The organism is Streptomyces sp. NPDC046870 (assembly GCF_040704595.1).
Classification (GTDB): domain Bacteria; phylum Actinomycetota; class Actinomycetes; order Streptomycetales; family Streptomycetaceae; genus Streptomyces; species Streptomyces argyrophylli.
In genome coordinates, this window is the sequence record NZ_JBEYXM010000022.1 from 86,754 (window position 1) to 101,315 (window position 14,562).

Genomic DNA, 14,562 nt, shown 5'->3' on the forward strand with positions numbered 1-14,562 from the left:
TGAAGCTCAACGGAGGGGTTAGGTATATGATCCCCGCAGTTCACCACCGCACAGCCACCGTCAACGGTCTTGAGGTCTTCTACCGGGAGGCCGGTGACCCGCAGCAACCCGCCGTGGTTCTCCTCCACGGCTTCCCGACCAGCTCGCACATGTTCCGCCACCTCATCCCGGCCCTTGCCGACCGCTATCACGTCGTCGCCCCCGACCACATCGGGTTCGGCCAGTCGGCGATGCCCACCCTGCAGGCCTTCCCCTACACCTTCGACGCCCTCACCGACGTCACCTCCGACCTGCTCCAGCAGCTGGGCGTCGACCGGTTCGCGATGTACGTGCAGGACTACGGAGCCCCCATCGGCTGGCGGCTCGCGCTCCAGGCCCCGGACCGCATCAGCGCGATCATCACCCAAAACGGCAACGCCTACGAGGAGGGCTTCGTCAAGCCTTTCTGGGACGGCGTCTTCGCCTACGCCCAGGCCCCGGGACCGGACACCGAGGCACCCATGCGGGGCGCCCTGACCCTGGAGGTCACCCGCTGGCAGTACGTCAACGGTGTCACCGACCCGACCCTGGTCAGCCCCGACAACTGGGTGCACGACCAAGCGCTGTTGGACCGTCCCGGCAACGACGAGATCCAGCTCAGGCTGTTCCGCGACTACCCCACCAACGTGGACCTCTACCCGCAGGTCCACCAGTACTTCCGCGACTCCCGGGTCCCGCTGCTGGCGGTCTGGGGAGCAAACGACGAGATCTTCGGCCCTGCGGGCGCCGAGGCGTTCCGCCAGGACCTGCCCGACGCCGAGATCCATCTGCTCGAGTCCGGGCACTTCGCCCTGGAGAGCCACCTTCCCACCATCACCGAGCACATCCGCGACTTCCTCGCCCGCGTCCTCGCCTGACGCACACGGCGCCGGAAAGGCCGCGGCAATCGCCGGCCCGTCCCCTCCCGCCGCAGCCGACGAAGGACCCGCCAGGCGACACCTCGCCCAACAGGCCGTCGACGCTGACCCGCAGACCGTTCGCGCCGCACGCTACTTCGCGATGCGGGCCCTCGACAGCTGGGGCAGCTGCCGACGCGGTGACCACATCCGGCTCTGCGTCCCGGAACTGGCCGGCAACGCCGTCCAGCATCGAAGGCCGGACGGCCGTACGTACCTGGTCCGCCTCATCCGGCACCCGTACTGCCTCCACGTCGAAGTCCACGACACCACGCACAACTCCCGCGTCCACACCCCGCCCTCCTCACCGAGCGCAGAGGCCGAGCGAGGCATGCGCATCATCCAGGAGCTGTGCGACGACTGGGGAGTACGGGCCCTCACCGGCCAGGGCAAGACCGTCTGGACCTGCTTCCGCCGGCCAGAGGCCCACACCGCTGTTCCTGCACGCTCTGACCGCCGACAACCACCACCTCATCCGGGGTGCGGCCACTGGCGCACCCCGCACCCGGAAGGAACCCGTCATGGGACTGTCCTGGCAGCAAGGCCCCCTCTCCGCGGGTGCCATCGGACGCTTCCTCACCCCCGACCCCCTCCCCGAACGCCTCCTGTTCGCCGAGCGGCTGCGCCGTCGCATGCGCGTGCAGTTCAACAGCACCTGGATCGCCGACAGCGAGAACGTGGTCCTGCTCCACGAGCCAGGCCGCTACCCCGTCGCCTATTTCCCTCGCGAAGACGTGAATGAACAGGCCCTGGTCGCCAGCGACAAGGTCACCCCGCACAAAGACCTCGGCGACACCGCCTGGTACGCGGTGCACGCTGGGGAGCGCACCACCGAACGCGCCGCCTGGGAGTTCACCGCGCTGCCCGCTCACGCCGCCGAACTCCAGGGCCGTATCGCCTTCGCCTGGCGCGCCATGGACGCCTTCTACGAGGAGGACGAACGCATCCTCGGACACGCCGCGGACCCCTACCACCGCATCGACATCCGCAGCACCTCCCGCACCCTGGAAGTCCGCCTCGGCGATGCCGTGATCGCCCGCTCCGAACACCCCGTCGTCCTTTACGAGTCCGGCTTCGCCCCGCGCTGGTACGTCCCGCGCGCCGACATCGACGAAGCCCGGCTGCGCCCGGTGGAAAGCCAGACCTTCTGCCCCTACAAGGGCCTGTGCGGCTACTACGACATCGGCGATGCGCGCCGCGCCGCATGGTCGTACCGCAACGCCTACCGGGAGGTCGACCGCATCAGCGACCTGGTGTCCTTCGAAGCCGACAAGGTCGAGGTCTATCTCGACGGCACGCGCCTGCATCCCGAGCCCGGCCAGAACGTCGTCCCGCACGGTATCGACCGCGGCCTGGACGCCGACGAGGTCGTGCCACACTGACGACCGCGACCGCCGGCCCGTAGCCGCTTTCGGCGTTCGCAATACCTGGGACCGCACACGGAAAAGCGACCATCGCCAGGGCCAGCGCCGCCCCAAGGGTCCAGAGTCGTTTCATGCCCGGCCCGACAAGGCGACCCTGTCTGAGGTGTCGCTGCGGAACATGGCTGCCCCCAGACCCGGGGTCCGGGGTACAGCGGCCTGTCTGCCCGGGTCGGGGGAGCGCCAGCAGACGGGGGTTCAGGTTATCGACAGCAGCATCGACCTTGAGGCCCTGTAGGGCCATCTGACCGCCGTCCCACCTTGATGAGACGAACATCGAAACGCGGGGGACAGCCGCACAGCGGCCTTCCCAGGAGCGTTTGCGCCCCCGGGTCAGGCGGCTAAGCCGATGTTGGTGGCGTACTCGTACTGGCCCCACTCCAAGCCAGGGTCCACCGTCGCGTCGCCCACCCGCGTCGTCCGAGACCGCCTCGTCACCGGCCGCCCATCCGGCGACTATCCGGTCCCAGTGCCGGACGTTGAGCGTGCGGCAGCTCAGCTCCCGCTGCCTCGGGCGGGAGACCTGGGACTGGTTGAGCGGGTGGCACTCCACCCGGGTACCGCGGCCGGCACGGCTGAGGCGGGTCAGAAGGCTGCGGGCCACGTTGCTCCGTGCGGCAGGCGGCCTCGATGCGGACTAGGTTCTGCCGGGATGGGGCTCGTCGCCCTTCCAGCCAGGCCCTCAGGGTGCGGTCGGTGATCGTCAGGCCTGCCTCGCGGGCGGCGGCGCGGGCGCGGTCGGTGCGGGTGAGGTAGTGCAGGCGGGCCAGCAGGCCGCGCCGGACCGTGATAGGCGTGGCGATGAAGCCGGCGATCGCGTCAAGTCGGAGTGGCGCTTGCCCGCCCGGCGGCGAGCCGCTCGAATGCCGGATCTCAGGGCAGGGCCGCGGCGGGTACGGGTGGCTTGGCCCGGAAACGGACCGCGTCCTGGCTGGGCGGGGTGCCGAACATACGGCGATATTCGCGGCTGAACTGTGAGGAGCTCGCGTAGCCGACGGTGTGGCCGACACCGGTGACGTCGGAGGGGCGGCTGGCCAGGAGCAACCGGGCTTCCTGCAGGCGGATGCGCTTGTGGAACTGGATGGGGCTCATTCCCGTCACGGCGTGGAAGTTGCGGTGGAACGCGGACACGCTCATCCCCGCTGTCTGTGCGAGGTCTTCGACCCGGAACGACTCCGCGTAGTGCTCTCGGATCTGCCGGACCGCCCGGCTGATGTGGGCCAGTCCGCTGTCCGCCAGGCCGAGCTGCCGGATGGCGGGCCCCTGCTCGCCGCGCAGCAGGTGCCAGAGGATTTCCCGTTTGACCAGCGGGGCGAGGATCTTGCGGTCGGCGGGCCGGTCCAGCAACCGCAGCAGCCGGACGATGGCATCCAGCAGTTCCGAGGGGGCTTGGCTGACCGCGATGCCGACGGATGCGCTGAGTGCCGGGGCAGGCAGGTCGCGGGGGTCGGCGTCCAGGAGCAGCTGTGCGATGTCGGCGGGGTCGAGGGTCATACCGAAGCCGAGGGTGGGCTGCCCGGTGTCGATGACGTGGCCGGTGACGGGGAGATCGACCGAGCTGACGAGGTACTGACCGGGTCCGTACTCGTACAGGCGCTCGCCCAGGGCCAGACGCTTGCCGCCCTGGGCGATCACCGCCAGCACGGTGCCGGACATGCCCGCGGCAGGAGCGCTGCGCTGGTCGAATCGGCACGCCTGAACACCGTCGATCGCTGTCGTGAAATCGGGGCGCGCATGCCGGTTCAGCAGCTCGCGCATCTCGTCCAGAAGCATGCCTTCACCCTTGCACGGACCCGTCTCAGCCTGCTCTGTCGCAGCAGGATCGGGAAAGGGATGTCATCGCGGGCGCTTGGTCAGAGGTTCTGGCCGCCCGAGACCTCGATGTCCTGGCCGGTGATCCAGCGCCCCTCCTCGGAGACCAGCATGGCCACGACCATGCCGATGTCGTCGGGTTCGCCGATCCGGCCGAGCGCGAACGTCTTCGCCAGGTCCGGAATGATCTCGGGGTTCCTTGCGAAGGCGTCATCGGCGAAGCGGGTGCGGGTGGCGCCGGGGGCGACGGAGTTGACGCGGATGCCGCGGGCGCTGAACTCCTTGGCCATGTACCGGGTGAGGACCACCACGGCGCCCTTGAGGGCCGCGTAGACGGAGTAACCGGGCACGGTCACCTGGGGCAGAGTCGAGTTGCTGGTCAGATTGACGATGGCACCGCCGTCGGCCAGCAGCGGCAGCAGGGTCTGGGTGAGGAAGAACGGGCCTTTGAACAGGCCGTCTGTGAGCTTGTCGAATTCCTGCTCGGTGGCCTCCTCGATCATCGCCATCCCGGCGAAACCCGCGTTGTTGACCAAGTGGTCGAAGGAGTCCCGCTGGAACGTCTCGCGCAGGGCCCCGGCCACCGCCTCACGGAAGGCGGGAAAGCCGGCCGTGTCGCCGATGTCCAGGCGCAGCGCCACGGCGGTGCCGCCCGACTGCTCGATCTCGCGGACGGTGTCCTTCACGCCCTGCTCATTGGAGTTGTAGGTCAGGATGACACCGGGCCCGCGCCTGGCGATCTGGACGGCCGCGCTCTGGCCGATGCCGGAACTGGCGCCGGTGACGACGGCTACCTTCATCTGTGTGCCTCCTGGGCATCCGGAGCCCTGGAGGCTCCGTACGGAATGTGACACCTCAAGCCAACCGCGTCACCATCCTGGCGAACAGAAAGATCCTCCCGACCTCTTGCCCAATCCTGCTGCCCTCCTGAGCTGCGCCGGTGCGGGAGCGCGCCGAGCGGTTCGCCGCCGTGCCCGCCGAGTCCCTTGCCGGCCGCCGAATGCTGTGCGACCTGCTCAGCGCCAGGCCAGCGTGCTGGAGCACAACGTGTCCCCGGAGGAGCCGCCCGGTACAAGAGGGCGGCCATCGACAACGTGGCCGCGCTCGCCGCGCTGGCCCGGGCCAAGCTGCCCGAACCGGGCAACCAGACTGGAAGCTGGCGGCGGCCACCTTCATGGTCATTGGCACCGTGTGGCGGACGCGATGCCTCGCCGTCGCAGGCAAGCGCGGAAACAGCGGGAGCTGCAGGCATTACCGGCGACGATGTGGTCGGGTCTGTGACGAGGCTGGCCCTGACCGGTGCGGGTGACCCGGATGCGTGCCAGGACGGGGCGTGCACACGCACCGGGCAGCCGGTGCAGAGGGCCTTGGCTCTGATCTGGTGTCGCCGCCGGGTGACCAGCGCACGGCGGCCTCGTTGGCCAGGGCCTCGCGTGCATCACCATCCGCCTCTCGCGGATGCGCGAGTGTCAGTTCGCCTCCGGCCCGAAGCGGCGCTTGTATACCGACGGCGTGATGCCGGTCTCGCGGCGCATTAGCGTGCGCAGGTTGGCGGTTGTGCCAAGCCCGCTGCGCCGCGCGACCATCTCGAAACGGGACTCACCTCGCTCGATCAACCGGCACGCTAGGGCAAGCCGTTCCGCCGTGAGCCACGCCCACGGCGTCGTGCCCAGTTGCGCCTGGAAGCGGCGATGCAGCGTCGCCGGGCTGACCGCTGCACGCGCCGCAAGGTCAGACACAGTGAGCGGTGAGTCCAACCGCTCCTGTGCCCAGGCCAGGACAGGCGCCAGGGACTCGTCGGGCAGGTCGGGCATGGGGCGCTCCACGAACTGCCGCTGCCCACCGTCTCGGTGCGCCGCGAAGACCAGTCGCCGGCTCACAGAGTTGGCGATCTCCGCGCCGTAGTCGCGGCGGACGATGTGCAACCCGAGATCGAGCGCAGCCGCGCTCCCCGCGGCGGTGAGGATGTCACCGTCATCAACGAAAAGTACGTCTGATTCGAGCCGGACAGAGGGGAAGCGAGCCCGGAATGAATTCGCCCACTGCCAGTGCGCGGTGGCCCGGCGCCCATCGAGGACTCCGGCTTCGGCCAGCGTAAAAGCGCCGCTGCAGAACCCGACCAGGCGCGCGCCGCGTGCGTGCGCCCGCCGGATGGCATCCAGCACGGCGGGACGGCGGGGCACCTCGGTGTCCGGGCGGTTCGGGACGATCAAGGTGTCCGCCTCGTCGGCCGCTTCCAAACCGGCGACTCCTGTGAGCGTGAAGAATCCGTCTCGCATCATGGTGCGCGGCTCGGGGGAGCAGAGCCTGAAGTTGTAGAGATCACGGCCGATCTCTGGTCTGCGTAGACCGAAGACTTCGGTCGCACAGCCGAGCTCGAAGGGGTTCGAGTTCTCGTCCACGATCACGACGACTCGGTGTGTACCCGCCGTCTGAACAGCGTGCGAGGATTCTTTCGTCATGTGCGATTCTTAGCACTCACGCTGGCCATCCGAAACGGCTCAGTATGAGCCCCATGAGTAACGAGCCCATCCTCCTTCGCCAGGCACTGGCCTCCTTCGATGCCCTGTGGAGTCCCCGCATCGTCACACGTGTCAACGACTATGACGTCCGCATCGCCAAGGTCGAGGGCGAACATATCTGGCACGTTCACGACACCACCGACGAATTCTTCCTGGTAGTCGACGGAGAGCTGCACATCTCCTTGCGTGAGGCCGACGGGGAGCGCACGGTCCTGCTACCGCAGGGGGCAGTCTTCACCGTCCCCCGAGGCACAGAGCACAGGCCATACGCTCCGTCCGGCGCTGCAATCCTCATGTTCGAGCCCACCGGGACCCCGAGCGTGGGCGATCGCCACGATGAGATCCCGGACCACGTGGACTCAACGACCGGGCACGCACTCCCCGGCTGAGCCGGACAGGCTTCGCTCGTGCCCCTCCCCCGACGTCGGCCCGTCAGTCACCGGGTCGCTTACGTTGACCGAGTGTCCGGCGCGGGGCTCAGTCTTTGGCGGTGTCCGGCTCGCGCAGGGGAACTCCGCCGGTCATGACGTGGAATTGAAGGGCTGATGGACCCGCGTGTCGCGCGTGCCGCACAACGACGAGTCCGAGGGCGCCGATCTGGTCTTCCATGCCGTCCTGGTAGCGCTGCTGACGCTATCCAACATGGCCGTGGAAGATCATTCGGGTGAGCACGTGCCAGCCGAAGGGGGGTGGCCCGTGCACCTTGAGCGCGGCCGGTAGCCGGGCCCGTCAGCCAGTCTCAGGATCTTTACGATCTTGGCGATCCGCCCATGGTGGAGGATTCGCGTCGCCCGCCGAGGCCGGTGACCGTCGCGCGGAAGTATCCGCCTTCGCCTGCTGCGTTGCGTACGCGAAGCCAGCGAGGTGTGAGCACGTCGAAGACGATGCCGCTGTAGAAGGCTGTGTCGGCGACGCGCGGCCCAACCCAGGGCCAATCCTTCTCCGATCCGAGGAGCGTTCCAGTGGCTGGAACACCCGTTGAGCCGCTCGGCCGTACGGGCTTGTCTTGAGGAGGTCGTCCTAGGCGGGCTTGTCCCTCCTCAGGCGTCGTAGGCGGACTTCGACCAGCACGGTTGGAGTGCTGCGCCCCACGGCCCTGGCCGCTCGAAGATTCTGACCACCACCGGCGTGGACTGGCGCGCCTATCTGGACAGGGTCATCAGCTCGCCGGATCACCAGAGGACGATTCGAGACCGGAAGGTTGACAAGTGAGCAACGAGGCTGTGTGGGTGAGGGGCGTGACGGGCATCCAACTGCACCACGTCACCAATCTTCAAGATGCCCGGCGATTCCTGGGCAATGCCATCATGGCGCTGAAGGCGGCGCACGTGAGAACCGGCGACGCCAGGTTCTCCGGCTTCGCCGAGCAGCTCAAGGGCATGCTCGCCCAGGCGGGCACCCTGGAGGCCGAGGCCCGAGCACGCATGCAGCAACTGCACGCCATGGACCCCGAGCGCTTCACGCGCTGCCGGGAGGGCGAGGAGCCGTGGCCAGACGAGCTCCAGGCGGGTTTCGTCCCCCGCCACACCTGCCGTGACAAGTGCCTGTACCACGACCATGAAGTGCTGGACGGAATCCTGCAGTGCACCTGCGGTCGTCCCCCGTGCCGCGCCTGCGCGATCGCTGGCACTCCCTGAGCGTGCGTCCGTGCACGTCCGCCCGGGCCACGCAGGCGATGCGGCGGCGAAACGACGACGGGTTCGATAGCGCACGTGCAGCCGAACCATCATGTGGGAAGGGACGCAGCAGTGCTGAAACGATACGACTGCGTGGTGGTGGGGGCCGGGAGCGCCGGCTGTGTGGTGGCCGGTCGACTGTCGGAGGATCCGGACCGCAATGTGCTGCTGATCGAGGCGGGCACCGTGCACTGCCCGGAGGAGAGCCGTGTTCCCGCCCGGTGGCAGGAACTCCTCGGCGGCCCGTATGACTGGGCCTACAGGACTGTGCCCCAGGACGGTACGAACGGCGTCAGCCATGCCTGGCCCCGGGGCAGGATGCTCGGCGGTTCGAGTGCCATCAACGCGATGGCCTTCGCGCGAGGTGACCGTTCCGTCTTTGACGGCTGGCGGGCGGCCGGGGCAGCAGGCTGGTCGTACGACGATCTTCTGCCGTACTTCAAGCGCGGGGAGCACACCGTTGGTCGTGACCCGGCCCACCGCGGCCAGGACGGCCCCCTCAAGCTTGCGCCGGTCACCGCCCGGCACCCGCTGTCCCAGACGTTCCACGACGCCGTGCTCGCGGCAGGACATCCTCACACGGAGGACATCGACGGAGCTCAGCAGTACGGCGTGGGCTGGTACGACGTGAACATCGTCGGCGGTGCACGGCAGAGTGCCGCTGACGCCTACGTCCGCCCGCACCTCGGCCGCCCCAATCTGACGGTCGTCTGCGACGCCCTGGTGCGCAGGCTGCTCGTCAGGAGGGACGTCTGCACGGGAGTCGAGTATGAGATCGCGGGGCAAGCCCGCACCGTCCGCGCGGAGGATGAAGTGATCGTTTGTGCCGGAGCGATCGGTACCCCGCAGTTGCTCATGCTTTCCGGCATCGGACCGGCCGACCACCTGCGCGGCCTGGGGTTGAAGGTCGTGGCCGACGTGTCCGGCGTAGGCGCCAACCTCCACGATCACGTTCAAAGTGGCATTGTCTACGCGTCCCAGCGGCGCATCGAGCCGGGGGTGAACAACCATACGGAGCTGACGGCCCTGCTGCGCACGCATGACTCCGCGCCCGGTCCCGACATCCAGCTGTACCCGATCCACTTCCCCTATTCACCGTCGCTCACCCGGCCACCTGCCTACGGCTACACCCTGGCGGCCGCCGTGTCACTGCCCCGCAGCCGAGGCACCGTGCGGCTGGCGAGCAGCGACATACGGCAGCAGCCGCTGATCGATCCGCACTACCTCGAAGACCCCTACGACATCGACACGCTGGTGGCCGGACTCCGCATGGCCAGGCGGATCGGGACGACGGCGCCGTTCGCCCGCTGGGGGGCCACGGAAGTGAGGCCCTGTGTCGCCGAGGACGACGCCGACGGCTGGCGTGCGTACGCCCGGCACAGCGCGAGTACCCAGTTCCATCCCGTCGGCAGCTGCCGCCTGGGCACGGACGAGACAGCGGCCGTCGACCTCGAACTCCGTGTTCGTGGGGTACGGGGCCTACGCGTTGCGGACGCGTCCGTGATCCCGGCCATCCCATCCATGAACCCCAACGCCACCGTCATCGCGATCGCCGAGCGCGCCGCGAGCTTGCTGACCTAAACACCTCTCGGGACAACGCGGCTGTGGCGTAGCGGCTGATGTCGGGAGAACGGGTCAGTACTCGGACGGTGTTGCGCTGCTTGTAGGCGTCGCGGTCGAAGGCCGGGGGCTTCCCGCCGCGGCTGCCGGGCGTTTGGGGTTGTCGGCCGAGTCAACCGCGACGACCAAGCCGGGGTTGCCTTCGGCGTCGGCCTGGGCGAACAGGGAGGGGATTACCTTTTCCCCGGTGCCGTCGGCAGCTCACTTCCGCTGCCGGTTGAGGGCGCCTTTCCACGAGAGAAGCGCTCGGACAGATCCCCGGCGTCCCGGTGCCGTACCCGCGATCACGTGATCACGTGCCGGTGATCGCGCCACCGCCCGCCCCGCTTCGCAGTCCTGGCAGCAACGGCTCGGGCCGGGCGCGGAGCTGCGTCCAGCGTCTGATGGGCGCCAGGGCGCCGTCAGTCGCGCAGCCAGGGGCCGACGGAGGAGCGGCGGTCGGACACGGACTCCGACACCGGACGCCAGCGTGCGTCGGACTCGGCCTGGACGCGCGCCGCTGCCTCAACGTACTGGTAGGCCTGTGCGCCCAGCACCAGCCGGACGGGCGCGTCGTCGCGGTGGGCGAGGTCGAGGAGGACGTGCGCGACCCTGCAGGGGTCGGTCTCCTCGTGTCCCGAGCCACTGCGTACCGCCTCGGCGAAAGCACCGACCGTCTGCTGGTAGGCATCACTGACCGGGGGGACCGTCATGGAAGGGCCGGCCCAGTCGGTCCGCATCCCGCCGGGCTCGACGACGGTTACCTTGATGCCGAGGGGTGCGACCTCCTGCGCAAGAACCGACGAGAAGCCGCCCACGGCCCACTTCGCACTCTGGTACGCGCTCATTCCCACTGTGGCGAGCCGGCCGCCGATCGACGAGATCTGGAAGATGTGTCCGCCTCCCTGTTCCCGCAGCGTCGGCAGTACTGCCTTGGTGACGTGGACGACGCCGTAAAAGTTCGTGTCGATCTGAGCGCGGAAGTCGTCCAGTGTGACGTCCTCCACGGCGGCCATGTCACCGTAGCCTGCGTTGTTGACGACGACGTCGTAGCGGCCGAAGACCTCCAGCCCTGACCGGACGGCTCGCTGTGCCTGCTCGAAGTCGGTGACGTCGAGTGCTACCGGGTGAATACGGTCACCGTGGCGGGCGACGAGGTCGTCGAGCCGGGACGGCGTCCTGGCGGTGGCCACCACCTGGTGACCGGCGTCCAGCGCAGCCTCGACGACCGCGCGGCCGAGACCGCGTGAACTGCCGGTGACGAACCAGGTCTGAGTCATGACGACAACCTCATTTTCTGCGAGTGCGTGACTGGGCGGAGGGCAAAGAGGGCGTGTGACATCGGCTGCCCTTTTTCAGACCGCTGGTCTGTTGTCCTTGCCGTCAACGTAAGGGACCGGTGGTCTGATGTCAAAGGACCGGTGGTCCGTAGGATGAGGGCATGGCCACGTTTCAGCGCGCGCGCAGTGAACAACAGCGGGAGGTCAGGCGGCAGACCATCCTCGACGCCGCCGCCGCCATGCTCGCCGAGATGTCGGTGAACGAGATGAGCCTCAACGAGCTCAGCCGCCGGGTCGGACTGGCCAAGTCCAACGTGCTGCGCTACTTCGAGTCCCGCGAGGCCATCCTGCTGGAGTTGCTGGATCGCGCCTGGGACCAGTGGACGGCCGACCTGGCGAATCGGCTGCAGGACTCGCCGGACGCCACCACACCGGTGCGGGAGCGCGCCGAGCGGTTCGCCGCCGTGCTCGCCGAGTCCCTTGCCGGCCGCCGAATGCTGTGCGACCTGCTCAGCGCCCAGGCCGGCGTGCTGGAGCACAACGTGTCCCCAGAGGTAGCCGCCCGGTACAAGAGGGCAGCCATCGACAACGTGGCCGCGCTCGCCGCGCTGGCCCGGGCCAAGTTGCCCGAACTGGGCGACCAGGACTGGAAGCTGGCGGCGGCCACCTTCATGGTCATTGGCGCCGTGTGGACGCATGCCCGTCCATCCCGAGCGATGCTGGCCGCCTACGATGCCGACCCGGCCCTGGCCGCACTGCGTCAGGACTTCGAGGACTCCCTCCGAGACATGCTGACCACGGTCATCGCCGGCACGCTCGCTCGTGCCGCTGTCTGACCGGCACCCGCGACCGCTGGTCTTCGCAACCTTCGACCGGCAACGAGGCGGTGGGGTCTCTCGTCCTTGTGGCGGCCAGAGGTTGTTCTGAGTGAGCGGTGGAGCCCTCGTCGCTACGGAGGAAAAGCGGCCAGCAGGCCCGGGACATCACGCGGTACCTCCGAAACTGAGCGTCGACACAAGGCGCATCCCCACGGGCCCGCTGGCTTGTTCTGCTGGCCGGGACAGACCTTGAAGCGTGCGGGTCAGCGGATTTCCCTGAGAGAAGACGGCTCTTCGGTCGGCACCTGCAGGGCATCCGGCAAGCAGTACCGGCGCCCCGCGGCCGACCGCTGAAGTCGTCATCGCTGCGGACGGCCCGACCCTCTCTCTCAGTGCCGGATCCTGCCGCGGGCGCGTCAGCCACCTTCACGTCTCACTGAGGAGCATGTCATGACCCCTCATCCGCCCACCCTGCTGGAGCCCCACACGTCCCCTTCATTGCGCACACAACCTCATGTCATTGTCCGAGGTGAGGGGATAACGGTGTGGGACAGCGACGGGCGCTCCTACCTCGACGGCACATCCGGGATGCTGTGCACCAATCTCGGATACAGCCAGCCCCGGCTGGTGCAGGCCGCTGAACGCCAGATGGCCCGGCTTCCCTTCTTCGCGACCTTCGCTCACCGCACCAACGACGTCACGCTGGCCCTGGCCGAGGATCTCGCCCGGATGTCGCCCATCCCTATGGGCCGTACGTTCTTCGCGAATTCCGGCTCCGAGGCGAACGACAGCGCCTTCAAGCTGGCGTGGTACTACCACCGGTGCCTCGGCCGCCCCGGAAGGACCAAGATCATCTCTCAGGAGCGGGGCTACCACGGCACCACTACGGCCGCCGGGTCGGCGACCGGGCTGGAGTCCATCCACAGCGGCTTCGGCCTCCCGCTGCCCTGCTTCGTCAAGGTCCCGTGCCCGGACCCCCTCGCGCCTCAGGCGCAGAGCATGACACGAGAGCAGTACGTGGACCATCTCATTGCCCATCTGGAACAGCTCGTCGCAGCCGAGGGCGCCGACACGATCGCCGCGTTCATCGCGGAACCGATCCTCGGCGCGGGCGGAATCATCATCCCCCCGCCCGGTTACTACGCTCGCGTACAGGAAGTTCTCGCCCGGTATGACATTCTCTTCATCGCCGACGAGGTCGTGACCGCATTCGGCCGCACCGGGTCCACGTTCGCCACCGCCGAATTCGGGCTCAGGCCTGACCTGGTCACTCTGGCGAAGGGGCTCTCTTCCGCGTATGCACCGATCTCCGCGGTCATGGTGGCGCAGCGGGTCATGGACACCATCGCCGAAGGCGCGAAGAGCATCGGCGCCTTCGGTCACGGCTTCACCTACTCCGGGCATCCGGTGGCCGCAGCCGTCGCGCGCGAGGCCCTCGCCGTCCTCTCCGACGAGGACATTCCCGGTCACGTACGGGACACGGCGCCCCGGCTCATGGAATGTCTCGACGCCTTTCGCGGTGCGGAGGCCGTCCGTGACGTCAGGGGCTACGGTTTCCTCGCTGCGGTCACTTTCACTGCGGGCGTCGACGGCAGAAGGGAAGGCGACATGGGTGCGGCCGTCATGGCCAAGGCCGTCGACAACGGTCTTCTTCTGCGGGCCATCGGCGACACCGTCGCCTTCGCACCGCCGCTGATCACCACCGCCGAGGAGATCACGGTGATGGCGGACCTGTTCGAGAAGTCCTATCGCTCGGTTCTGGCCGAGCCACATGGCGTGTCCCGGTAGCGCCGGCGGCGAACGTCTGCCGTCAGCCCTCGAGGCGACGCATGTCTGAGAGGATCTTGGATGCGACCCTCTCCAGAGGACGCTTGAGGGACTCGACCTCCAGGTTGTCCGGCCGAACGAGGGTGACGACGCCGGTGTCACCGGACGGGAGGAAGAAAGGCGCGGCGATGCAGTTGCACCCCGGGTGCACCTCCTGATATTCGGCGGCCAGCTCCCCGAAACGGAGTGCACGCCAGATCGCGGAGGCCGGGTGGACGGCGGCCAGTCGTTGTTCTGCCGGGGGCATCACGCGGCGGAAGTGCGGTCCGAACCAGCACCAGAGGGTCTCCAAGGTGTCCCCGGACTGCCGGTGCAGTAACAGGGTCGCGCCGGTGGCGTGTGACAGGGCTTGCAGTCGCGGACGCGCAACGAGCGCCTCAGGCGAGGGCTGGTGCGCCGGCCGTGCCAGATCGCCGAAGCCCGGCGCGAGTGCCCACTTGTGATCGCGGCGTGTCACGATACCTTCCCGGGCCATCTGCTCCAGAAGCCTGTGAGCGGTGGTCTTCGGTATACCCACCACCGACGCCAGACCGGTCACGCCGACCGGCCGCTGCGCCTGGCTCAGGACACGTACGAGCGCGAACGTGTTGTGCACCACTCCTGCGGGCGTGGTTTCCTCGCTTGTCACCGCGGGAGCAGCGGTGGGGTCGTCGGTCATTTTTTCGCTCTTCC

Annotated in this window: 12 protein-coding genes and 2 pseudogenes; 8 read left to right on the top strand and 6 right to left on the bottom strand. The window is 68.4% G+C overall.

All coding sequences use genetic code 11. The features are described 5' to 3' along the window. Positions 1-26 precede the first annotated feature (26 nt). The 3 genes and pseudogenes from AB0946_RS32675 (at position 27) to AB0946_RS32685 (ending at position 2,317) form a co-directional block, all read left to right on the top strand. Complete coding sequence (locus AB0946_RS32675; protein WP_366764289.1) at positions 27-896, top strand: alpha/beta hydrolase; 870 nt, start codon at positions 27-29, stop codon at positions 894-896. 28 nt (positions 897-924) lie between these two features. Beyond that, positions 925-1,329, top strand: a pseudogene (locus tag AB0946_RS32680) (ATP-binding protein); the annotation flags it as partial. Positions 1,330-1,456: 127 nt separating this feature from the next. Then, positions 1,457-2,317 (top strand): DUF427 domain-containing protein, encoded by an 861-nt coding sequence (locus tag AB0946_RS32685; RefSeq protein WP_366764290.1) that lies wholly within the window; start codon positions 1,457-1,459, stop codon positions 2,315-2,317. A gap of 372 nt (positions 2,318-2,689) precedes the next feature. Here AB0946_RS32685 and AB0946_RS32690 read toward each other — a convergent pair. The 4 genes and pseudogenes from AB0946_RS32690 to AB0946_RS32705 form a co-directional block, all read right to left on the bottom strand. Then, a pseudogene (locus AB0946_RS32690) lies at positions 2,690-3,183 on the bottom strand (transcriptional regulator); the annotation flags it as partial. 46 nt (positions 3,184-3,229) lie between these two features. Beyond that, complete coding sequence (locus AB0946_RS32695) at positions 3,230-4,129, bottom strand: AraC family transcriptional regulator (RefSeq protein ID WP_366764291.1); 900 nt, start codon at positions 4,127-4,129, stop codon at positions 3,230-3,232. Positions 4,130-4,209: 80 nt separating this feature from the next. Continuing rightward, positions 4,210-4,968: an SDR family oxidoreductase gene (locus AB0946_RS32700; RefSeq protein ID WP_366764293.1), complete on the bottom strand. Its 759-nt coding sequence runs from the start codon at positions 4,966-4,968 to the stop codon at positions 4,210-4,212. 669 nt (positions 4,969-5,637) lie between these two features. Further along, positions 5,638-6,630: a helix-turn-helix domain-containing protein gene (locus AB0946_RS32705; RefSeq protein ID WP_366764294.1), complete on the bottom strand. Its 993-nt coding sequence runs from the start codon at positions 6,628-6,630 to the stop codon at positions 5,638-5,640. A gap of 53 nt (positions 6,631-6,683) precedes the next feature. On the opposite strand from AB0946_RS32705, the gene AB0946_RS32710 reads away from it, so the two are divergent. From AB0946_RS32710 to AB0946_RS32720, 3 genes are all read left to right on the top strand, one after another. Further along, the gene (locus AB0946_RS32710) at positions 6,684-7,079 is read left to right on the top strand and encodes a cupin domain-containing protein (RefSeq protein ID WP_366764295.1); all 396 of its coding nucleotides are present in this window, start codon (positions 6,684-6,686) and stop codon (positions 7,077-7,079) included. Between the two features lie 819 nt (positions 7,080-7,898). After that, entirely contained in the window at positions 7,899-8,327 is a 429-nt protein-coding gene (locus AB0946_RS32715) for a hypothetical protein (protein WP_366764296.1), read from the top strand. 75 nt (positions 8,328-8,402) lie between these two features. Continuing rightward, complete coding sequence (locus tag AB0946_RS32720) at positions 8,403-9,947, top strand: GMC family oxidoreductase N-terminal domain-containing protein (RefSeq protein WP_366764298.1); 1,545 nt, start codon at positions 8,403-8,405, stop codon at positions 9,945-9,947. A 440-nt stretch (positions 9,948-10,387) separates the two neighbouring features. Here AB0946_RS32720 and AB0946_RS32725 read toward each other — a convergent pair whose 3' ends face one another. Then, positions 10,388-11,245 carry an SDR family NAD(P)-dependent oxidoreductase gene (locus AB0946_RS32725; protein ID WP_366764299.1) on the bottom strand — a complete coding sequence of 286 codons (858 nt, stop codon included), beginning with the start codon at positions 11,243-11,245 and terminating at the stop codon, positions 10,388-10,390. Positions 11,246-11,406: 161 nt separating this feature from the next. Here AB0946_RS32725 and AB0946_RS32730 point away from each other — a divergent pair, with 161 nt between their 5' ends. Next, complete coding sequence (locus AB0946_RS32730; RefSeq protein WP_366764300.1) at positions 11,407-12,081, top strand: TetR family transcriptional regulator; 675 nt, start codon at positions 11,407-11,409, stop codon at positions 12,079-12,081. Positions 12,082-12,513: 432 nt separating this feature from the next. After that, entirely contained in the window at positions 12,514-13,851 is a 1,338-nt protein-coding gene (locus AB0946_RS32735; RefSeq protein WP_366764301.1) for an aminotransferase class III-fold pyridoxal phosphate-dependent enzyme, read from the top strand. Between the two features lie 22 nt (positions 13,852-13,873). Here AB0946_RS32735 and AB0946_RS32740 read toward each other — a convergent pair whose 3' ends face one another. After that, positions 13,874-14,548 carry a helix-turn-helix domain-containing protein gene (locus AB0946_RS32740; RefSeq protein WP_366764302.1) on the bottom strand — a complete coding sequence of 225 codons (675 nt, stop codon included), beginning with the start codon at positions 14,546-14,548 and terminating at the stop codon, positions 13,874-13,876. Positions 14,549-14,562: the final 14 nt, after the last annotated feature.

Excerpts from the sequence above, each read along its gene's own strand:
- AB0946_RS32730 (WP_366764300.1), top strand. The coding sequence starts at position 11,407 with ATGGCCACGTTTCAGCGCGCGCGCAGTGAACAACAGCGGGAGGTCAGG.
- AB0946_RS32725 (WP_366764299.1), bottom strand. The coding sequence starts at position 11,245 with ATGACTCAGACCTGGTTCGTCACCGGCAGTTCACGCGGTCTCGGCCGC.
- AB0946_RS32735 (WP_366764301.1), top strand. The coding sequence starts at position 12,514 with ATGACCCCTCATCCGCCCACCCTGCTGGAGCCCCACACGTCCCCTTCA.
- AB0946_RS32700 (WP_366764293.1), bottom strand. The coding sequence starts at position 4,968 with ATGAAGGTAGCCGTCGTCACCGGCGCCAGTTCCGGCATCGGCCAGAGC.
- AB0946_RS32740 (WP_366764302.1), bottom strand. The coding sequence starts at position 14,548 with ATGACCGACGACCCCACCGCTGCTCCCGCGGTGACAAGCGAGGAAACC.
- AB0946_RS32705 (WP_366764294.1), bottom strand. The coding sequence starts at position 6,630 with ATGACGAAAGAATCCTCGCACGCTGTTCAGACGGCGGGTACACACCGA.
- AB0946_RS32710 (WP_366764295.1), top strand. The coding sequence starts at position 6,684 with ATGAGTAACGAGCCCATCCTCCTTCGCCAGGCACTGGCCTCCTTCGAT.
- AB0946_RS32695 (WP_366764291.1), bottom strand. The coding sequence starts at position 4,129 with ATGCTTCTGGACGAGATGCGCGAGCTGCTGAACCGGCATGCGCGCCCC.
- AB0946_RS32685 (WP_366764290.1), top strand. The coding sequence starts at position 1,457 with ATGGGACTGTCCTGGCAGCAAGGCCCCCTCTCCGCGGGTGCCATCGGA.
- AB0946_RS32675 (WP_366764289.1), top strand. The coding sequence starts at position 27 with ATGATCCCCGCAGTTCACCACCGCACAGCCACCGTCAACGGTCTTGAG.